Below are 18,554 nucleotides of genomic sequence, written 5' to 3'. Positions count from 1 at the left end.
CGGCCAACGAAAGGAAACGAGACCATGCGCCACGTGGCCCTGCACGCTGTCGCCGACGACCTCGCACCGGCCGACGTCTACCGACGCATCACCGACTTCCGCCGCTACCCCGAACTCACCGACACCGTCCGCGAGGTCCGCGTGGACGCCCCGCTGTCCGACGGCTCGGTCGTGTCGGATTGGACGGTCACGTTCCGGGGCGGGTTGATGCGGTGGCGGGAACGCGATGTGTTCTCGCCCACGACGCTGTCCCTCACCTTCGAGCAACTCAGCGGCGACTTCCAGACGTTCGAGGGCAGCTGGCGCTGCGAACCGCGCGACGGCGGCACCCTCGTCGTCTTCACCGCCTCCTTCGACCTCGGCATTCCGACCCTCGCGGACATCCTCGATCCGGTGGCCGAATCGACCCTGCGGACCAACATCGCCCGCATCCTCTTCGGCCTGGTGGGTGCGGAGGTGATCGATGACCGCGCCACCGCGGCTCGCGGCTGAACGGGCGGGCGGAGAGAGCGGGGCCCTCTCGTACGGGGATCGGCTGCGCGACGAGCCGGGCCCGGGGGCCGCCCGCTGTCTGGGGCTGTACGCCAAGCTGGCCGCCGGGGTGACCGTGGTGACGGCGCGTGGCGAGGACGGCCCGCTCGGTATGACCGTCTCGGCGGTGACCTCCCTGTCGGCCCGGCCGCCGCTGCTCCTGGTCTGTCTGCGCGAGGGCTCCCGCACGCTCGCCGCGGTCCGGGCCCGCGGGGTCTTCGCGGTCCACCTGCTGCGCGAGGACCAGCACGACCTGGCCGGCCGGTTCGCCCACCCGACGACCACCGCGGCCCAGCGGTTCGCCGGCACCCCGGCCCGTCAGGTGCTCGGCGTCCCGGTGATCGATGGAGCGCTTGCCTGGTCCGTGTGCCTGGTCGAGGACGTACGCCGCTACGGCGACCACCATCTCGTCGTCGGCCGGGTCGCGGCGGTCCACGTCGGCGGCGGGCGCCCCCTGCTCTGGCACGACCGCCGCTTCGGGAGAATCACGGACGCGTCTGATCCCGGCGCGGTGTCCGCGCCAGCGCCCGCCCCCGGACCGGACGGCTCCGGATGACCCGGCCGCTCGCCGGAGCGCCCGCCTGGGAGCCGGCCGACGTGCCTGCCCAGCCGCCGCTGCACGGTGTGGTCACCGCGGACGTGGCGGTGGTGGGTGCCGGTCTGGCGGGACTCGCCTGCGCGTACCATCTCGCGGACCGCGCCCCCGGGCTCGACATCGCCGTCGTCGACGCGGAACGCCCCGCCGCCGGGGCCAGCGGCCGTGGCACCGGACTGCTCGGTCCCCGGGCCGGACCGGCGATCGACCGCGCGGTACGCCGCTTCGGGCCGGTGACCGCCCGCCGGATGCACCTGGCCAGCGTGCACGCGGTGGACCAGGTCCTCGACCTGTGCGCCCTGCTCGACGTGCGCTGCGGACTGCGGACCGGCGCGCAGGTCGTGGCGACCCGCTCGCCCGGACACCTGGCGGCCCTCACCCGGCAGGCCAAGGCCTACCAGGCGCTCGACCTCGACGTGCCGGTCCTGTCCGGGGCCGCGATCCGCACCAGGATCGGCGTGCCGTACACCGCCGGGCTCCTCCACCGCGTCGCGGCCACCCTGGACCCCGCCGCCCTGACCTGCGCTCTCGCCCGTGCGTGCGCGGCCAAGGGCGTGCGCTTCTACGGGCACAGCCCCCTGCGGGCCGTGCACCCCGGAGATCTGGTCGGAGCCGAACTGGTCTTCCCGCACGGCAGGCTCCACGCCGGGCAGGCGGTCCTGGCCGTCAACTCCGCCGCGCGGGAGGTGGGTCTGCCGGTCGGCACGGTCCTGCCGCTGGAGGTGTACGCCGTGGCGACCGCACCCGTGGGTGCCGAGGCGTACGCGGCCCTCGGCGGGCGCGCCGGGGACGCCTTCGTGGACGCGGCGCCGATGGCGCCGTACTTCAGGCTGCTGCCGGACGGGGGACTGGTGGCCGGTGGCGGTACGGTCACCGCCCCGGCCGGACTGGACGCGGTCCGGTTGGATGCCGTCCGCGAGCGGGCCTGGAGCTGGTTGGGGCGCTGGGTGCGTCGCCTGCACCCGGACCTGTCCGACGTACGCGTCGTCCACCGCTGGTCGGGCCGGGTCGGCATGACCTTCGACGGCCTGCCGGTGGTGGGCCCGGTCCACGGTCTGCCCGACGTCTGGTACATCGGCGGCTGCTGCGGCCACGGCCTCGCGATGTCGGTGGCCCACGGCGCCCACGTGGCCGGCGCCCTGCTCGGCGAGCCGGAACCCGGCGGCCCACTGCCCTGGCATCGGTCCCAGGCCCCCCGGGTGCCCGTCGACGGTCCGGGCCGCCTTCTCCTGCGGGGATACGTGAACACGCTGGGCCGGGCCGCACGACGCAGGTGCTGAGGGGCCTGCGAGAACCCGCAGCCCGCGCGGCCGTGCCGACGTGAACCCCCGTCCCGCCACACCCCGCACGTCAGAAAGGAAGGCCCCGCTGATGCGCCTCCACCCCGTCGCCGACGGCAGCCTGCCGGCCACCCTGCCCATGGGAACCCCGGACGCCGCCTATCACCTGGCGACGCACGGCAGGCCCCTGCCCGTCGGTCTGCTCTTCCGGTACGACGGACCGGCCCCGGCCCTGGACGTCGTACGCGCACGGGTGGCCGAGCGCGCCCACCGGATCCCGGCGTTGCGCTACCGCGTCGCGTCCGACGGCAAGGTCTTCCGGCGCGTCGACCGGATCGAGGTGGAGCAGCACGTGCGCGAGGTCCGGCTGCCCGAGGACGGCCCCGACGGTTCGGGAGCCGGCCGGCTGATGCTGACGCGGCCCATGAGCACGGCCGAGCGGCCACCCTGGGAGGTGTGGCTGGTGCACGGGGCGGGAGGCGGTCACACCCTGTGCTACCGCACCGACCACACCCTCCAGGACGGTGTCGGAGCCGCCCACACCGTCCGGGCGCTCCTCGACGACCGTCCCGAGGGCGGCCCGGCACCGCACCACCGTTCCCGGCCCACCGCCCGGGGCCTGGCCGCCGCCCTCGGTGACGTGGCGGCCTCCTTCGGCCCGCCGACCGCCAAGCCGGCCTTCGACCTGCCGGGCTGCGGACGGACGGCCGTGTGCCACGTGGACACCCCGCTGGTGAGGCTGCGCGGTATCGGCCGAGCCCACGGGGGCACGGTGAACGACGTCTATCTCGCGGCCCTCTCCCACGCCTTCCGCACCTGGCACCTGAAGGCCACGGGCTCCCCGCATCCTCCCGGGCCGCTGCCCGTGGCGGTGCCGATGTCGGTGCGGGCACCGGGCGAGGAGTGCGCGCCCGGCAACCGGATGGTCGTCGCCCGGCTGCTGCTGCCCTGTGACGAACCGTCACCGCTGCGGGCCCTCGCCCGTGTCACGGCCCGCACCTCCCGGATGCGCGTGAGCCGTCAGCGTGACGTGCTCAGTCTGCTGCTGGCAGCGACCCCGCGGGCGGTCGGCGCCCGGGTGGGAACGCGGATGGTGAACGGCGCGGTTGTCGCCGCGCCGACGAGCAGCGTGAACTTCGGCCCGGCTCTCGTCCACCAGGGAGCCGTGGCCCGCCGCGCCGCCCTGCTGACCGGCCTCGCGGCCGGCATCCGGTGCATGACGACCCTGACGAGTCAGCACGACGTGGCCTGCCTGACGATCGTCCACGACGAGGCCCTGGCGACCGCCGACGCCCTGCCCGACCTGTGGCTGACGGCACTGCGGGAGCTGGAGCGGGCCTGAGAGGGTGCTCGTGCGCACGAGACACGCACGAGAAGGGAGCCCGGAGCGACGCGTCCCCGGGCTCCCTTCTCGCGTGCACGGCTGCCGCTCGTACGGTCAGCTCCGCAGCGTTCCGGTGGTCAGGAACACGCACGTCGCGGCGGCCTCGGTGAGCAGCGGCAGGTAGGGGGAGAGGCGCTGGACGGCGTACGGCAGGGTGAACAGGTCGGCGGGCCGGGCCTCCCAGCCCCGCTCGGCCCACCACGTCCGGGGCTCGGCGAGCTGCCATCGCCAGGCGATGCCGGTGGCCGACAGGGCGTCGAGGAAGGGGGCGACGAACGAGGAGGAGACCGACTCGGCGTTCACACACTCGGCGCCGAAGGTGCTGCCGGGGGCGGAGAGCTCCGTCATGGTGGAGACGACCGTTTCGACCACGCTCGGCGGGAGGTGGTAGAGCAGGGTCTCGCCGAGCCACGCGGTGGGCCGTCGGGGGTCGAACCCGGCGGCCAGCAGTGCCTCCCCCCAGGAACCGGACGCCGGGTCGACGCCGACGACGCTACGGCGTCCGCAGGTGGGCGGGGTCCAGCCCAGCACGTGGTCCTTGAAGGCGAGGACCGCGGGGTCCTCGACCTCGAAGACATGCACGGGGGCCGGCCAGTTCAGGCGGAGGGCGCGGGTGTCGAGCCCGGCCCCCAGCAGCACGACTTGGAGGCAGCCCGAGCGGGCCGCCTCGATGAGGTGCTCGTCGAAGAAGCGGGTGCGCACCACCGCCCAGTCGGGCAGCAGCCGTTGCAGGGGGCCGTCACCCGGGGGGCCTCCGGTGAATCCGGCCGTGCGCAGGAAGTCACCGGCCCAGGGATCGAGGACGTACGGCACGTCACGACGGGACTCCGCGGCATGCGCGGCCGCCGTCCAGAGCGCCACAAGCGGAAGTGTGCCGGCCAGGGTGCCGTCCGGCACGCCGAGGCCGGGCGTGGACGGCGAGGGCGGCCCTGTGTAGTCGGACATGGTGAAACTCCCTGTGTGCGTGCTGAGTCGGGCGAGGGCGAGGGCATGGTCGATCGGTGCGGTCAGCGGGGGCGGCGACGGCCGAGCAGGAACGCCAGCGCTCCGAGGGCCAGCAGAGGGCCGGAGGGTCGGGTCGGGCGCTGCCCGCCCATCGCCGCGGAGGTACGCGGTTCATGGATGTTGAGGGCGAACTGCCGGTTGGCCACGTCACCGAGCACTCCGCGCAGCTGCTCGGGGCCGGTGACGGCGGCGAGCAGCAACTCCATGGAGTTCCTGGCGATTTGGTGACGGCCCAGGAACTCCCGGCCCAGCGCCAGAAGGATCTTCGGGACCTCGCCCTGGAACACCTCGGGGAGTGTGATCTCGGGTGCGAGGCAGCGCACCGACCCGTCGAGGTTCGCGAACGACTTGCCCAGCAGGGACACCGCGGGCGGTGAACCGATGCCCCGCTTGGTCGCCTTCGCCAGCACGGTGGTCAGTGAGACACCGAAGTTCATCTCGTCCAGGGAGAGATGAGAGACCTTGGGCACGAACGCCGCCATGTCCGCCGCGAACGCGGGCATGTTGGACCACGCCGTCATCCGTCCCATCTCCGCCCAGTGATGCGCCAGACCCGACCCGTCGTTCTGCGCCAACGTCATGAACAGCGGCAGCAGTTGGAGACTGGTCCGGCGGTCCAGCCGGCCGACCATGCCCCAGTCGATCAGTGTCGCCGGGCCGCCGGGCACCGCGAAGACGTTGCCCGCGTGCGGGTCGGCGTGGAACACCCGGTGCACGAAGTAGCCGTGGTACATGAAGCGCAGCAGGTCCTTGCCGATCTCGATGCGCTCGTCGTCGGTGAAGTGGGCGCGGTCGATGTGCCGTACCGACGTCCCCGGGGCCAGCGACTGGACCAGGACCCGGGGTCCGGCGTGCAGGACCCGGGGGACCTCCAGGGTGCGGAAGGGGCGGATGTTCTCCCGGGCCTCGTCCATGGCACGGGCCTCGCCGGTGAAGTCCAGCTCCGGCTCCATCGCGTCGAAGACCGAGCCGAGCATTGCCTCGATGTCGATGACCTCGTTGAACCGGGGCGCGACCCGGGCCACGAGCCGGGAGGCTCTGCGCATCAGGGCCATGTCCGCCAGCACTCCCTCGCGGATGCCGGGCCGCTGGATCTTGACCACGGCCGGCCGTCCGCCGGGCAGGGTCACCCGGTAGACCTGGGCGAGGGAGGCCGCGCCGAGCGGGGCGACGGTGTCGACGTCGTCGAAGCGCAGTTTCCAGTCCGGCCCGAGATCGCCCGCCAGCACAGGCTCGAAGACGGAGAAGGGCTGCACATCGACCTGGTCGTGCAGGTTCTGCAGCTCGTCCCGGATGGACTGCGGCACCATGTCGGGCCGTGTGGAGAGGATCTGGCCGAGCTTCACATAGAAGGGGCCGAGACTCTCCAACGCGTGCCGCACCGCTTTCGCGCGCCGCTGTTCGGCCCCGGCGGAGACGTCGGCCGCCTCCGCCGGAGCCCATGCGCCCCGTTTCGTCTGTCTGCGCAGCCGGGTGGCCTGTCCGACCTCGTCGGCGACGAGGCTCCCCAGGACCTTGACCACGAGACGCAACCGATCGCCGACGACAGACGCCATCGTGTGTGACCTCCTCAGGCCCCAGGACCACTCCGGGGACGGCAGTCGGGGCGCCCGGCACGGCGGGCCCAGCAGGACGCGGTCGAGCGGTGAACCGGCGTGCGAGGGCTCAGCCCTTGGCGGCGCTCAGCCCTTGGCGGCCCTGCCGCCGCCGGACTGTCCGCCGCCGGCCTGTCCTTGCAGTGCCTGGATGAGTTTCGGGAGCAGGTCCAGCAGCTGGGCGAGCTGCGCCGGCAGGGAGAGCAGATCGCCCAGGCCCTCGGCGGCATGCCCGACCCCGCCTGCCAGTTGCCCCACGCCTCCGGCCAGCTGCCCGGCCCCGCCCAGGGCGTTCGCCGCACCGCTGAGCGCGGCGAGCGGACTGGCGGCACCGCCGAGGGCCGCCAGCGGGTTGGCCGCTCCGGTGAGCGCCGCCAGCGGATTACCAGCGGCCCCGGCGGTCCCCGCGAGCGCGGCGAGCGGATTGCCCCCACCCCCGGCGGCGGCCGCCAGCGGGTTGGCGGCCTGGGCGAGGGCCGCGAGCGGGACGCCCGCTTGGGCTGCGCCGATGAGCGCGGCGAGCGGGTTGCCCCCGCCGGTGAAGCCGCCCTGCTGATTGCCCCCGCCGCTCGCGAGTGCGGCCAGCGGATTGCCCCCACCCCCCACGAGCGCGGCCAGCGGATTCGCCGCGCCCGCCAGCGCCGCGGCCGGGTTCACGACACCGGCGAGGGTGCCCAGGGCGTTCGCGGGCAGACCGGCCAGCGCCTCGACGGCGTTGCCGGACGACGACTTGCCCGGCCGGTTGAGAATGTCGTCGAAGGCCTCCTTGCTGCTGTCGGCCATATTTCCCATCAGATCCTTGAGGATGTCCTGCATGTTCTTGTTGTTGGACATGCGTTTTCCTTTCGGGGTGCGTGATGCGTGGCGCCCTGTTCAGGCGTTATCCCATATGGTCTTCCATGGCCTTCGCGCACACCGTTTTCAGGCGTGCTCGGCCCCGGGTGAAAGCGGCTTCGGCCGCTTTTACGGAGATGTTGTGCGTGCGGGCGAATTCTGCGGTGGACATTCCCGCGGCGCGGGCCAGTATCACTTCCTGTTCACGGCCGCGCAGGTGCCGGACCTGGTCCAGGAGCCATCTGCCGAAGTCCTCGTCACAGACGTCCTCCTCGGTGGTCCCGGGATGGTTCAGCAGGGCCGCACGCTGTAACAGGCGGCTGCGGCGCTCCAGTTCGCGATAGAAGTCGATGCAGAGCCGAAGCGCCACGGAGGTCAGGAAGGGACCCAGTCGACTCCGGTCCAGCGCGGCGTGCGCGGCCGCGCGGGTCATCGTCTCCTGGACGCAGTCCTCCGCGTCCTGATAGCTCGGGAGTCTTCGGCGAACCAGCCGCATAAGACGGTCCTGGTGCTGGGAAATCTCTTCCCAGGAGCAGGAGGCGGGCGATGGGCAGATGGAATTGTGCGCCATTTTTTATTGCAGCCCGTTGTCTCTCGATCAAGCAGGGGGAATCGAGCCGGATTTAATTCTCGGCCACGTTGTTTTCCTACCCGAGGCAATCTGACGGCAAACCGGGACTTGCTTTTCCGGGGGGCGCAGGAATGATTTTTCTGTCTGTGGATCTGCGGCTGGATCTGCGACCGGATCTACCGCTGGATCGACCGCTGGATCCCGTGACCCGGCGTCTGCGCGCGCGGACCCGGCCGGCGCGTCCAGTCCCGGTTCCAGTTGACCCACATGTCCCGTGCCGTCTGGTGCACCAGCGAGGCGCCGCGCCGCAACTCGGCGCCGTAGACCTGGAACGCCTCGCCACCCACGAGTCGCGCACCGCCCGTGAAGTAGGCCCCACGGACGTGCCGCGGCGATCGGTACCTGCCCCACAGGAGGATCTTCATCAGCGGCCAGAGGGTGAACACGCCCGAGGGGCAGCGGTCTTCGGGGTCGAGCGTGCCCCAGACCGCCGGACACAGTTCGCTCTCACGCAGCAGCTCGTAAATGCGGGCAATTGCCTGATCCTTCGTCAGATTACCGGCCCCATAAGCCAGTACGGCGTCGCGTGCCTGGTTGAAAAGGCGCTCGACCCAGGGATTGTCGACCCCTTGGAGACCGCGATAGGGCGGCGTCTCCAACACGTCGAAACAGGCTGGGTCCCCTGTCTTCTCGAAGGTCACGGCCGCCTGGTTCTGGGCGTTGGTCCCGTAGAGCGTGGTGATGGTCCACACACGGTTCCAGGCGTTCCACAGGTCGAAGTCGTCGAAGGACAGATAACTGCAGGACACCAGGTCGTCGTAGAACCGGAACATCCGCTTGATCCAGTACTCCAGATAGGAGAACCGGGCCGTGTCGAAGTCGTCCTGGCGCACCGCTTCGATGAGCCGGTGGCTCAGCGCGTTCAGTGCCATCACGGTCACCGCGAGTCCACTGGAGAACAGGGGGTCGATGAAGTCGCTGGCGTGCGGCAGCAGACACCACCGGTCGCCGACCACCGTCCGTGAGGCGAACTGGGTGCGGTCGGTCGACACATACGGCCTCACCGACCTCGCGCCCTCGAACTGCCGGGCCACGCTGGGGAAGCGCCGCACATGACTCCAGAACTCGTCCTGAGCGGACACCCCTTCGGGACGCGGATGACGGTCCAGGTCGAGATTGACACCCACGCTGCACAGTTCGCTGGTGCTCGCCGTGTGGTTGTCGAAGGGGATGACCCAGAACCAGCCGCCCTGGAACAGGTGGTGGAGGGTGCCCTGGCTGAACGGGCTGGGCATCCGGTGCTGTTCCCGCGGCGGCGCCACGGTGTCGAAGGGCCGCACGTCGACCATGTGCGTGAAGATCGTGCGCGACCGGGTGCGGTAGGGCGGATCCTCCCTGAGCCCCAGCCGTTCCGGGAGCAGCGCCCGCATGCCACCCGCGTCGACCACGTACGACGCGTGGAACGTGCCCCTCTCCCGGGTGACCAGGGTGGCCCCGTCCTCGTCGAACTTCACGTCCTCAACGACGGTGTGGGTGTGGGCGGTCGCGCCGTACGAGACCGCCACATGGAACATGTAGGCGTCCACGTCCTGCCGGAGGTAGTGCGAGTCGGGGCCGAGCGGTGGCCCCCAGGTCGGGTACTGGGTGCACTCCTCGGCGCGGGTGGGCTCTCCCTCGCGGTGGTAGACGAAGCTGAAGTTGCGCTTGACCCCACAGTTCGAGGACACATGACGGCGCAGCGCCCCGTTGGTGGCGAGATGCTCGATCTCCGGGACGTCGTAGCGGCGGGCCAGTACCCGCAGTCCGAAGGTGGTCTCGGGGACGGTGGACTCCCCGATGGCGAACCGGGGATGACCGCTTCCTTCCAGAAGCAGCACCCGCACGCCGTGGCGCGCGAGGATCGCCGCCAACATGGTCCCGCCGATGCCGCCTCCGACAATGGCGACATCGTAAACACGCTGGTCCTCTTGCATGTCTGCGCTCCTTTCAGGACGGGAAGAGCGAGTGGCCGGGCCGGGGTTCAGCGGGTGGCCGAGGACGCCGGCAGTACCCGGCGCACCCCGTGTCCGGCCAGCCGGGCGGAGAACGAGAGGGCGAACCAAGGCGTGCCGGCCATCGCGGCCAACCGCCGCCGTTCTCCCGGAACTTGGCGGCTTCCGCGGCCGGTGACGTCCAGCCAGGCGCCGAAGTGCAGCAGCCGCTCCTCAGGTCCGGCGTCGCGGGCGGGGAACGGCCGCATGTGCTCGCGGACGGCGCGGGTCAGCGCCGCTCGCCGCGTCACGTCCACCCCGTGACCGGCCAGGAAGCGGTCCAGCAACTCGGCGGAACGGGACGGGAATCCGCCGCGCGGCGCCGGAGCGCTCCCGGTCAGCCCGGTGTCGTGGAACACCGCGGCGGCCAGCAGTCCGGTCCGGTCGTAGTCGATGCCCCGGGCCCGGGCGCGGGCGTCGGCCAGCAGGAACGCCCGCAAGGAGTGGGCCGCGACGGAGGGGGGAACCAGGCGGGGCAGCTCCGACAGGGCCGCGTCCACGAGCGGGTCGCCGCGCAGCCCGGCCAACGGCGGTTGGGTGAGCAGCGGTTGCCACGGCCCCGATGACGACCCGGGTGGAACGCCGCGTGCTGCGTCCATATGTGCTGCCCCCTCGTGTATGCGCCTGACCGATCCGCCGGGCCCGTGGCGCCATCTCACCTCTCTTTACGCTCGGGCCGCACTTCCCCCCTCCGCGTGTCGGCGGGTCGCCTCGACTTGGCTGATCCTCGCCCCCTGGTGCCCGTCGAACGGGGAGCGGTAAGACCAAGGGGCGTCTGTGGAACAGCAGTTGAGGCCATGCCCGGCCGCCGAGTCGTAGCGGCGTTTATCGGTCAGCACGGGCGCGAAGCCCGGCGCGCGGCACGCGGCAGTGCTCCGGGCGCACTCTGCGGTGCCCCTTTCGAGGGAGTTCTCCGAGGGGGCGGCCCGGGCAGTCAGCACACCGTGATCGCTGTGCTGAACGTCCACCAACGCACGCTCCCCGCCGCGGCCGGGGCCGTCGGCGCGTTGATCGACTCCCTGGGCGGGGAGCGGGATCGCCTCTGGCCGTCCGACTGGCCTCCCATCCGCTTCGAACGACCGCTGGCCGTCGGCCTGTCCGGCGGCCACGGTCCGGTGCGGTACGTGGTCAGCCACTACGTACCGGGCCAGTGGGTGCGTTTCCGCTTCACCGGCCCGAGAGGGTTCCACGGCTTTCACGAGTTCACCGTCGAGCCCCTCGGGCCCGCGCGTGCCGTCCTGCGCCACACCCTGGTGCTGCGTCCGCGAGGGGTGCGCTGGCTGGGCTGGCTCCTGTTCTTCCGCCCACTGCACAACGCGGCCTTCCGGCACAGCCTCGACTGCGCCGAGCTCGCCCTGACCGGCCGGGTCGCCCACCCGGTCCGGTGGAGCCGTCGCGTACGCCTGCTGCGGGCGGCGGCGGCCCGCCTGGCACCGCGATGGGCCGCATGACCGTGCCGTCGCCTGCCGTTCGTGCTCGGACGGGACGCGGGAGATCCTGCCGGCTGCTCCCCGGCACATGCCCGAAGCCCGACGCCGCCCAGCGGTCGGTCGTGCCCGGCGACCGCACCGCGCACGCGGCCGTGTCGTACGGCCCGACGGTCCTGTCGGAGGTGCTGACGGCCCTCAGCGGCTGCCGTCGAGGATGACGCGCGCGACCAGTGCGGGATCGTCGTTCATCGGGCAGTGGCCGCAACCTGGCAGTCGCACCAGCCGAGCCCGGGGGATGATCCGCTTGGCCCGTACTCCCTGCCGCGGCACCAGCAGCCAGTCCCGTGAACCCCAGGCCAGGGTGACCGGTATGCCGGGGACGTCGTCGGTGAACTGGACGGTGGCGCCGGACCGGAGTGTGTCGGCGAACCCGGTGGCCCCTGCCAGCGCCAGCGTCTCCGCCACCACGGCCTCGGGTGAACGCAGGCCCGGGCGGGCGTAGATGGTGCTGGTCAGGGCGGCGCGACCGACGGCCGTGCGGGAGAGCCGTTCGACCAGGGGGAGGGGTATCCGCTCGGCTATTCGCCGCATCGTGAGGAGCACACCGAAGGCGTAGCGCCGCTCGGCCTGCGTCCAGAAACCGGCCGGGGACAGGGCCGTGACCGACCGTACGAGCTTCTCCCGGCCGAGTTCCAGGGCGAGCAGGCCACCGAGGGAGTTGCCCGCCACGTGCGGCCGGTCGAGTTCCAGCGCCTCGCAGAGGGCACCGAACACCGACGTCGTCGTTCGCAGGTCGTACGCCAGGCCGTCCGGCAGGCCGGGGGAGGCGCCGAACCCGGGCAGGTCGACGGTGATGACGTCGCGCTCGGCCGCGAGGATGTCCACCACCGGGTCCCACGCCTGCCGGTGGTGCCCGATCCCGTGCAGCAGGAGCAGGGGGTCTCCGCTGCCCGCGCGCGTGTACGAGACGGTGACGGCCCGGGGTCCCTGAGGGGAGGGCACTTCGAAGGAAAGGGTGGACGCGGACATGCGGATGCTCCTCGGCGGGGAGTCACTGACGGCCATGGGGTAGACAGCTTGTCAGCAATCATTACCGGCCGGTAGCCCCAGATTCCCCGAATTCCCCTGACGGCCCTGACACCCCAGGCGCCCTCGACGTACCTGATGCCGACCGGTGCAGCTGATGCTCCCGAGACGACGCGCCCGGCAATCGCCTGGACACGGCCGTGCGACTCGGCTGGGATGGAGAGGTGAGCGCCGACACCGCGACCGACGTCTTCGAAGAACACCGCCCCGTCCTCCAGGGCGTCGCCTACCGCATGCTCGGGCGGGTGGCCGACGCCGAGGACGTCGTGCAGGAGGCCTGGCTGCGCTGGTCGGCCGCCGACCGGAGAGAGGTGCGCGAACCGCGCCGTTACCTGGTGCGCGTCGCCACCCGCCTGGCCATCGACCGGCTGCGCCAGGTCAAGGCGCGGGGCGAGACCTATGTCGGCCCGTGGCTGCCCGAGCCGTACCTCACCGACTTCGCGGACACCGTGCCCGACGTCGCGGAACAGGCGGTCCTCGCCGACACCGTCTCCCTCGCCGTTCTCGTCGTCATGGAGTCGCTGTCACCCCTGGAACGCGCGGTGTTCGTCCTCAGGGAGGCGTTCGGCTACCCGTACGCCGAGATCGGGGCCATGCTCGACCGGGGCGAGCCCGCCGTACGTCAACTCGCCGGACGGGCTCGTCGGCACGTCGAGGAGCGACGGCCCCGCTACGAGGTCGACCCGGCCGAACGGCGCGACCTGACCGAACGGTTCCTGGCCGCCACCGCGGAGGGCGACCTGGAGGGGCTGATGTCCCTGCTCGCCCCCGATGTCCGGCTGGTCGGCGACAGCGGCGGCAAGTCCAAGGCGCCGCTGCGGGTCCTCGAGACGGCCGACAACGTGGGCCGCTTCCTCGTCGGTGTGGCCCGGAAGGGGATCCCGGACGTGTCCGTCCGCGTCCTGGAGCTCAACGGCGGGCCCGCGGTCCTCGTCCTGTCCGGCGACAAGCCCGACTCCGTCTTCCAGCTGGACGTCCTGGACGGACGCATCCAGTCCGTCTACGTCATCCGCAACCCCGACAAGCTGCGAGCGCTGGCCACCGTCTGAGGTCCGGCCTTGACGTCGTGTCACGCACGCGCCGGGCCGCGGACGCCGCGTGAACGCTTCGCCGCGATCCGTCCGGATTTCGCCCCGGGGGTCGAGGATTGGTCTTGACCAAGGGTGGGGCCCGACCTATGGTCGCAGAGAAGTGCAACAACCTTTAATAAACAAGGGCGCTAAAACGCCGCGGACCACGGCGATTGCGGAGGACAGGGTGGGGACCACGCAGCTCGAAACGGTGCCGGAACCGAAGTACTGGCATCTCAAGACGGTGCTCAGTGAAGCACTGGACTCGGAGTTCTCCGTGGGTGAGATCCTGCCCAACGAGCGCGACCTCGCCGCCCGCTACGGTGTCGCCCGCGCCACGCTCCGCCAGGCGTTGGAGCAACTCGAACTGGAAGGCAGGCTGCAGCGCCGCCGCGGTGTCGGTACGACCGTCGCCCCGCCCCGTGTGGGGGTCGCCGTCGGCATGGAGCAGCAGGAGTGGCAGGGCACGGCCGGGGATGTCTGGCAGCCCGTCGACTCCACCCTGGAGGTACCGCCCGCGGCCGTCGCCGCCGCACTGGAGACCGGCGACGGCCGGCCCGTGCACACGGTGCGCCGCTCCCGTACGACGCACGGTCAGCCCGTCGCCGCCGAACTGCTGTACGTCGCGGAGTCGGCGGTGCCGGAACTCTCCGCGATCGACGCGCCGTCCGGGGCGGCACGCGCGCGTGGCGTGCTGCGTGAGCTTCAGCGGCTGGAGCTGGAGGGCCAGGAGAGCGCCGTCGAACTCGGGTCCGCGCGCGCCGACGACGCCAAGGAGCTGGACCGGCTCCCCGGGGCGCCCGTCCTCGTCGTCACCACCCGCTACTTCGCCGGCGGCCGCACCGCCGCCGTCTCCGTGGCCACCTACCGCGCGGACACCTGCCGGCTGACCTTCGGGGACTCGGGCGGGGTGGAGATCGACCAGCGCCCACAACGCCAGGCGTCCTGACCCACCCCGCCACAGCGTCAGCGCCCCGGGAACACCCCGGGGCGCTCCTGTGTCACCGGCGGGCCGTCACCGTGCCCTCCACCGCGAAGAGTTGCTCCTCCACATGGTCGAGGGCCAGCCGCAACGCACCCGTCGCCACGGCGGCCTCGCCCAGAAGGGACAGGGAGACCTTCGGGGGCCGCAGACAGTACCGGTCCAACTCCCGGCGCAGCGGCTCCAGTACGCCGTCCAGGCCGGCCGCCCAGCCGCCGACCACGACCAGTTCCGGGTCGAGGGCCAGCACCAGCGCCGCCACATCGTGCACCAGCCGCTGGATGAAACGGTCCACCGCCGCACGGGCCCGCCGGTCGCCCTCACGGGCCTGGGCGAAGACAGCGGCGACCGCCTGCTCGTCGAGCGGGTGCAGGGGCTCGTCCGTGGTGGACAGCAGCGTCTCCGGGGTCGCCTCCCGGCCCAGCAGGTGCAGCGCGCCGATCTCGCCGGCGGCCCCGCCGTAGCCCCGGTGCAGCCGTCCGCCGATCAGCGAACCGGCGCCCGGGCTCAGCCCGGCCAGGACGAACACCACGTCGTCCGACTCGGTCGCGGCGCCCTTCCAGTGCTCGGCGACCGCGGCGGCGTTGGCGTCGTTCTCCACCAGGACCGGGCACTTGAAGGAGCGGCTGAGCCGTTCGCCCAGGTGCAGCCCCGTCCACTCGGGCAGCGCGGTGCCCAGCCGTACCGTGCCGTCCGCCTCGATGATCCCCGGCGTGCCGACCCCGACGGCGCGCAGGGAGCCGCGCGCGACCCCGGCCCGGCGCAGCAGATCGGCCACCGCGGTCCGCAGCCGTTCCAGGCGCTCGTCCGCGGACGCCGTCTCGTCGACCTCCTTGGCCTGCGCGCCGATCACCTTGCCGTCCAGGTCGGACAGGAGCACGGCGACGCGGTGCGCGCCGATCTCCAGTCCCAGCAGGTGACCGGCCTCGGCCCGGAACCGGAAGCGCCGCGCCGGGCGCCCCTGCCGTCGGACCACGCTCTCGTCGGCCGCCTTCTCGACGACGTACCCGGCCTCGATGAGCCCCTCGACGACACCCTCGACCGTCGGCCGGGACAGACCCGTCACCCGGGTGATCTCGGTCAGGGTCGCGGAGTCAGTGGCGCGCAGCGCGTGCAGCACCACCGCGGAGTTGATCCTCCGCAGCAGCGAGGGATCCCCGCCGGTCAGCCGACCCAACGTCCGTCCTCCCAGCTTGTGCCCGTGTTGGCCGGATCGTACTCGGCGCGGTGGACCCCGGCGAGTCGCGGGAGGCAGGAGACGCCACGGCGACCCCGGATGCGCCCCAGCGGGATGCCGGTCACCCGGGCGCGACGAACCCCGACTCGTACGCCGTGATCACGGCCTGCGTACGGTCCCGTGCCCCCAGCTTCGCCAGAACGGCGCTCACATGCGACTTCACCGTCTCCGTTCCGACGACCAGGCGGGCGGCGATCTCCGCGTTCGACAGTCCCCGCGTCATCAGCCGCAGCACCTCCGCCTCTCGCTCGGTCAGCCGGGCCCGCTTCAGCACGTCCCGCGCCGCGCGGTTTCCGCCGTCCTCCCCGTACTCGGCGGCCAGACGCCGCACCGACGCCGGGAACAGCAGCGACTCGCCCGCGGCGACCAGCCGTACCGCGTGCACGATCTCGGCCGGCCGGGCCCGCTTCAACAGGAATCCGTCCGCGCCGGCCCGCAGCGCCTCGTACACGTACTCGTCGTTCTCGAACGTCGTCACGACGACGATCTTCGGCGGGTCGTCGACCGTCCGCAGCACCGCGCGGGTGGCCTCGATCCCGTCCAGCAGCGGCATCCGTACGTCCATGGCGACCACGTCCGGCCGCAGCCGCCGCACCAGCGGAATCACCGCCGCCCCGTCCGCCGCCTCCCCGACGACCTCGATGTCGGGCTGCGCCTCCAACACGGCCCGCAGACCGGCGCGGACCAGGGGCTCGTCGTCGACGAGGAGAACGGTGACCGGCATGCGGCCAGCGTAGATCAGCGCAACGGCAGTTCTACATGTACCTGCCAGTCGCCCTCGTCCGGTCCGGTCCGCGCGCGTCCCCCGAGCAGGGCCGCGCGCTCGCGTATCCCACGCAGCCCGCTGCCCCGCCCGGGGCCCGGTATCCCGGCGCTGAGCGGGTTGCGCACCAGCAGGTCGAGCCTGCCGTCGCCGACCGTGACCCGCACCCGGACGGGTACCGCCCCCGCGTGCCGCAGCACGTTCGTCAGGGACTCCTGCAGGATCCGGTAGCCCTCGCGGGAGACCGGACCGGGCACCGTGTCCAACGGACCGGTCAACTCGGCGTCGACCTTCGCGCCGGAGACCCGGGCGGACTCCAGCAGCCGGTCGGCGTCGGTCAGCGTCGGCCGGCTGCTCACCGGGCGCTGTGACTCCCGCAGGACGCCGAGCACCCGCTCCAGATCCTCCAGCGCGGTCCGGCCGGTCTCCTCGATGGCCTCCAACGCCCGGTCGGTGAACGCCGGATCACCGGCCGCCCGCGCCGCACCCGCCTGCACGACCGCCACCGTCAGGGCGTGCCCGATGGAGTCGTGCAGCTCCCGGGCGATGCGGGTGCGTTCCATGAGTTGTTCGGTGCGTTCTTCGAGAGCGGCGAGCCGTTCCGCCGGAGAGGGCCCGAGGAGCCGGTGCGCGAGCATGGTGATCAACTCACCGAGGCCGACCACGAGTCCGTAGAACGCCACCAGCGGGATCGGCACCAGCAACGCGAACGCCCAGTGCGGAGGTGCCTCGTCGAGGACCGGAACGCCCTCGCGCACTCTCCCGTACGCCAGTTCCCCCAGCGTGTACGACAGCGCCGGCAGCCAGACGGTCGCCACCGCCGCCACGCCGCCCAGCACCATGCGCGCTTCCAGCCACAGCACGGTCCGCAGCCGGTCCCGCCAGGTCGACGACGGTTCCACGGAGATCTCCGGGCCCTGCTCGCCCGGGGTCAGCAGTAACCGCGCCTGCACTCCCTCGCCCCGGCGCACCGCCGGGATCAGGCCGACCGGGATCAGTATCAGCGCGGGCACCCACGGCATGGACATCTCGACCCACAACCACACGCTGACGACCAGCATCGGCACCCACAGGTGCAGAAAGCGCGTGTACGTCGTCCCGCGGAAGAGCGGGCGCAGGAAGCGGGCCATGGAGTCATCGTGGCAGCCGGCACTGACAATCGGCCTCCCCCGCACGGGGGAGCGGATCTCCACCCACGGGGGAGGCACAGACCCGGCGCGGACGGCCAGGCTTGCCGACATGACCAGCATCGACGTCCAAGCCCTCACCAAGGAGTACGGCACCCGGCGCGCCGTGGACGCCCTCACCTTCCGTGTCCTGCCCGGCCGGGTCACCGGTTTCCTCGGCCCCAACGGCGCCGGCAAGTCGACCACCATGCGGCTCGTCCTCGGCCTCGACCGGCCCACCTCGGGAACCGCCACGATCGGCGGCCGCCCCTACGCCACACTCGACGAACCCCTGCGCCATGTGGGCGCGTTGCTCGACGCCGAGGCCGCGCACGGCTCCCGCACGGGCCGCGACCACCTCCGTGCCCTGGCGGCGAGCAACCGCATCGCTCTCACCAGGGTCGACGAGGTGCTGGCGGAGACCGGCCTGGCGTCGGTGGCGCACCGCCGGGTTCGCACGTACTCGCTGGGAATGCGGCAGCGCCTCGGCATCGCCGCCGCCCTGCTCGGTGACCCCGGGGTGGTCATGCTCGACGAGCCGTCCAACGGTCTCGACCCCGAGGGCATCATCTGGATCCGCGAGTTGCTGCGCCGGCTGGCGGCAGAGGGACGCACGGTGCTGGTCTCCAGCCACCTGATGAACGAGACCGCCTCCTTCGCCGACCATCTCGTCGTCCTGGGCAAGGGACGGCTGTTGGCCGACACGCCGATGCGGGAGTTCATCCACGCACGGGTGCGGCCCCGGGTGCGGATCCGTACGACCGACGGTGCGGCGCTCACCAGTGTCCTCACCGCCCACGGTCACGAGGCCGTGCGGCAGGAGGACGGGCACTGGACCGTGCCGGAGGCGCGCGTGGACGACATCGGCCGCCTCGTCTCGGCCGCCGGCGTCCCGATCCTCGAACTCGCCTCGGAGGAGGCCACGTTGGAACAGGCCTATCTCGATCTGACGGCGACGTCGACGGAGTTCACCGCAGCGCACCAGGAGGTCTGAC

The 18,554-nt window shown here is 72.2% G+C and carries 18 protein-coding genes; 8 read left to right on the top strand and 10 right to left on the bottom strand.

Features of this window, described 5'->3' with window-relative positions; translation table 11 throughout:
* The first annotated feature begins 24 nt into the window (after nucleotides 1-24).
* The 4 genes from ACFYRY_RS34280 (at nucleotide 25) to ACFYRY_RS34265 (ending at nucleotide 3,748) form a co-directional block, all read left to right on the top strand.
* On the top strand, nucleotides 25-492 hold the full coding sequence (locus tag ACFYRY_RS34280) for an aromatase/cyclase (RefSeq protein ID WP_389154658.1): 468 nt from the start codon (nucleotides 25-27) through the stop codon (nucleotides 490-492).
* Nucleotides 464-1,087 (top strand): flavin reductase family protein, encoded by a 624-nt coding sequence (locus tag ACFYRY_RS34275; protein WP_389154655.1) that lies wholly within the window; start codon nucleotides 464-466, stop codon nucleotides 1,085-1,087. The genes ACFYRY_RS34280 and ACFYRY_RS34275 overlap by 29 nt, the downstream gene beginning before the upstream one ends.
* Nucleotides 1,084-2,406 (top strand): NAD(P)/FAD-dependent oxidoreductase, encoded by a 1,323-nt coding sequence (locus ACFYRY_RS34270; RefSeq protein ID WP_389154652.1) that lies wholly within the window; start codon nucleotides 1,084-1,086, stop codon nucleotides 2,404-2,406. Before ACFYRY_RS34275 ends, ACFYRY_RS34270 begins: the two co-directional genes overlap by 4 nt.
* Nucleotides 2,407-2,497: 91 nt before the next feature.
* The gene (locus ACFYRY_RS34265) at nucleotides 2,498-3,748 is read left to right on the top strand and encodes a wax ester/triacylglycerol synthase domain-containing protein (protein WP_389154650.1); all 1,251 of its coding nucleotides are present in this window, start codon (nucleotides 2,498-2,500) and stop codon (nucleotides 3,746-3,748) included.
* A gap of 96 nt (nucleotides 3,749-3,844) precedes the next feature.
* On the opposite strand, the gene ACFYRY_RS34260 is transcribed toward ACFYRY_RS34265, so the two are convergent.
* The 6 genes from ACFYRY_RS34260 to ACFYRY_RS34235 all read right to left on the bottom strand — a co-directional run bounded on the left by ACFYRY_RS34260 (nucleotide 3,845) and on the right by ACFYRY_RS34235 (nucleotide 10,424).
* Nucleotides 3,845-4,735: an SAM-dependent methyltransferase gene (locus ACFYRY_RS34260; RefSeq protein WP_389154646.1), complete on the bottom strand. Its 891-nt coding sequence runs from the start codon at nucleotides 4,733-4,735 to the stop codon at nucleotides 3,845-3,847.
* Nucleotides 4,736-4,797: 62 nt separating this feature from the next.
* Nucleotides 4,798-6,351: an ABC1 kinase family protein gene (locus ACFYRY_RS34255; protein WP_389154643.1), complete on the bottom strand. Its 1,554-nt coding sequence runs from the start codon at nucleotides 6,349-6,351 to the stop codon at nucleotides 4,798-4,800.
* A 126-nt stretch (nucleotides 6,352-6,477) separates the two neighbouring features.
* Nucleotides 6,478-7,224: a hypothetical protein gene (locus ACFYRY_RS34250; RefSeq protein ID WP_389154640.1), complete on the bottom strand. Its 747-nt coding sequence runs from the start codon at nucleotides 7,222-7,224 to the stop codon at nucleotides 6,478-6,480.
* A gap of 46 nt (nucleotides 7,225-7,270) precedes the next feature.
* A complete protein-coding gene (locus ACFYRY_RS34245; RefSeq protein WP_389154637.1) occupies nucleotides 7,271-7,795 on the bottom strand; it encodes an RNA polymerase sigma factor in 525 nt (174 codons plus the stop codon).
* 176 nt (nucleotides 7,796-7,971) lie between these two features.
* Nucleotides 7,972-9,768, bottom strand: coding sequence for an NAD(P)/FAD-dependent oxidoreductase (locus ACFYRY_RS34240; protein WP_389154635.1), 1,797 nt, complete (start codon nucleotides 9,766-9,768; stop codon nucleotides 7,972-7,974).
* A gap of 47 nt (nucleotides 9,769-9,815) precedes the next feature.
* Nucleotides 9,816-10,424: a hypothetical protein gene (locus ACFYRY_RS34235; protein WP_389154633.1), complete on the bottom strand. Its 609-nt coding sequence runs from the start codon at nucleotides 10,422-10,424 to the stop codon at nucleotides 9,816-9,818.
* 345 nt (nucleotides 10,425-10,769) lie between these two features.
* On the opposite strand from ACFYRY_RS34235, the gene ACFYRY_RS34230 reads away from it, so the two are divergent.
* Complete coding sequence (locus ACFYRY_RS34230) at nucleotides 10,770-11,276, top strand: SRPBCC family protein (protein WP_389154630.1); 507 nt, start codon at nucleotides 10,770-10,772, stop codon at nucleotides 11,274-11,276.
* 174 nt (nucleotides 11,277-11,450) lie between these two features.
* Here the strand turns inward: ACFYRY_RS34230 and ACFYRY_RS34225 are convergent, their stop codons facing one another.
* Nucleotides 11,451-12,284, bottom strand: a complete 834-nt coding sequence (locus ACFYRY_RS34225) for an alpha/beta fold hydrolase (protein ID WP_389154628.1) — start codon at nucleotides 12,282-12,284, stop codon at nucleotides 11,451-11,453.
* Nucleotides 12,285-12,505: 221 nt separating this feature from the next.
* Here ACFYRY_RS34225 and ACFYRY_RS34220 point away from each other — a divergent pair, with 221 nt between their 5' ends.
* On the top strand, nucleotides 12,506-13,390 hold the full coding sequence (locus ACFYRY_RS34220; protein WP_389154626.1) for an RNA polymerase sigma-70 factor: 885 nt from the start codon (nucleotides 12,506-12,508) through the stop codon (nucleotides 13,388-13,390).
* 208 nt (nucleotides 13,391-13,598) lie between these two features.
* Complete coding sequence (locus tag ACFYRY_RS34215; protein WP_389154625.1) at nucleotides 13,599-14,360, top strand: GntR family transcriptional regulator; 762 nt, start codon at nucleotides 13,599-13,601, stop codon at nucleotides 14,358-14,360.
* 52 nt (nucleotides 14,361-14,412) lie between these two features.
* Here ACFYRY_RS34215 and ACFYRY_RS34210 read toward each other — a convergent pair whose 3' ends face one another.
* The 3 genes from ACFYRY_RS34210 to ACFYRY_RS34200 all read right to left on the bottom strand — a co-directional run bounded on the left by ACFYRY_RS34210 (nucleotide 14,413) and on the right by ACFYRY_RS34200 (nucleotide 17,523).
* A complete protein-coding gene (locus ACFYRY_RS34210; RefSeq protein WP_389154622.1) occupies nucleotides 14,413-15,570 on the bottom strand; it encodes an ROK family protein in 1,158 nt (385 codons plus the stop codon).
* 121 nt (nucleotides 15,571-15,691) lie between these two features.
* On the bottom strand, nucleotides 15,692-16,354 hold the full coding sequence (locus ACFYRY_RS34205) for a response regulator (protein ID WP_389154619.1): 663 nt from the start codon (nucleotides 16,352-16,354) through the stop codon (nucleotides 15,692-15,694).
* A gap of 14 nt (nucleotides 16,355-16,368) precedes the next feature.
* Nucleotides 16,369-17,523, bottom strand: coding sequence for a sensor histidine kinase (locus ACFYRY_RS34200; protein ID WP_389154616.1), 1,155 nt, complete (start codon nucleotides 17,521-17,523; stop codon nucleotides 16,369-16,371).
* Between the two features lie 109 nt (nucleotides 17,524-17,632).
* Between ACFYRY_RS34200 and ACFYRY_RS34195 the strand changes: the two genes are divergently transcribed.
* Nucleotides 17,633-18,553 carry an ATP-binding cassette domain-containing protein gene (locus ACFYRY_RS34195; protein ID WP_389154613.1) on the top strand — a complete coding sequence of 307 codons (921 nt, stop codon included), beginning with the start codon at nucleotides 17,633-17,635 and terminating at the stop codon, nucleotides 18,551-18,553.
* Nucleotide 18,554: the final 1 nt, after the last annotated feature.

It is taken from the genome of Streptomyces sp. NPDC005263 (assembly GCF_042872365.1).
GTDB lineage: Bacteria > Actinomycetota > Actinomycetes > Streptomycetales > Streptomycetaceae > Streptomyces.
The sequence above is the reverse complement of the archived record's forward strand: the minus strand, read 5'-3'. Positions and strand labels throughout refer to the sequence as shown.

Coding starts and splice junctions, on each gene's coding strand:
- ACFYRY_RS34225 (WP_389154628.1), bottom strand. CDS start 12,284: ATGTCCGCGTCCACCCTTTCCTTCGAAGTGCCCTCCCCTCAGGGACCC.
- ACFYRY_RS34205 (WP_389154619.1), bottom strand. CDS start 16,354: ATGCCGGTCACCGTTCTCCTCGTCGACGACGAGCCCCTGGTCCGCGCC.
- ACFYRY_RS34200 (WP_389154616.1), bottom strand. CDS start 17,523: ATGGCCCGCTTCCTGCGCCCGCTCTTCCGCGGGACGACGTACACGCGC.
- ACFYRY_RS34260 (WP_389154646.1), bottom strand. CDS start 4,735: ATGTCCGACTACACAGGGCCGCCCTCGCCGTCCACGCCCGGCCTCGGC.
- ACFYRY_RS34255 (WP_389154643.1), bottom strand. CDS start 6,351: ATGGCGTCTGTCGTCGGCGATCGGTTGCGTCTCGTGGTCAAGGTCCTG.
- ACFYRY_RS34265 (WP_389154650.1), top strand. CDS start 2,498: ATGCGCCTCCACCCCGTCGCCGACGGCAGCCTGCCGGCCACCCTGCCC.
- ACFYRY_RS34275 (WP_389154655.1), top strand. CDS start 464: ATGACCGCGCCACCGCGGCTCGCGGCTGAACGGGCGGGCGGAGAGAGC.
- ACFYRY_RS34240 (WP_389154635.1), bottom strand. CDS start 9,768: ATGCAAGAGGACCAGCGTGTTTACGATGTCGCCATTGTCGGAGGCGGC.
- ACFYRY_RS34270 (WP_389154652.1), top strand. CDS start 1,084: ATGACCCGGCCGCTCGCCGGAGCGCCCGCCTGGGAGCCGGCCGACGTG.
- ACFYRY_RS34195 (WP_389154613.1), top strand. CDS start 17,633: ATGACCAGCATCGACGTCCAAGCCCTCACCAAGGAGTACGGCACCCGG.
- ACFYRY_RS34250 (WP_389154640.1), bottom strand. CDS start 7,224: ATGTCCAACAACAAGAACATGCAGGACATCCTCAAGGATCTGATGGGA.
- ACFYRY_RS34245 (WP_389154637.1), bottom strand. CDS start 7,795: ATGGCGCACAATTCCATCTGCCCATCGCCCGCCTCCTGCTCCTGGGAA.
- ACFYRY_RS34235 (WP_389154633.1), bottom strand. CDS start 10,424: ATGGACGCAGCACGCGGCGTTCCACCCGGGTCGTCATCGGGGCCGTGG.
- ACFYRY_RS34280 (WP_389154658.1), top strand. CDS start 25: ATGCGCCACGTGGCCCTGCACGCTGTCGCCGACGACCTCGCACCGGCC.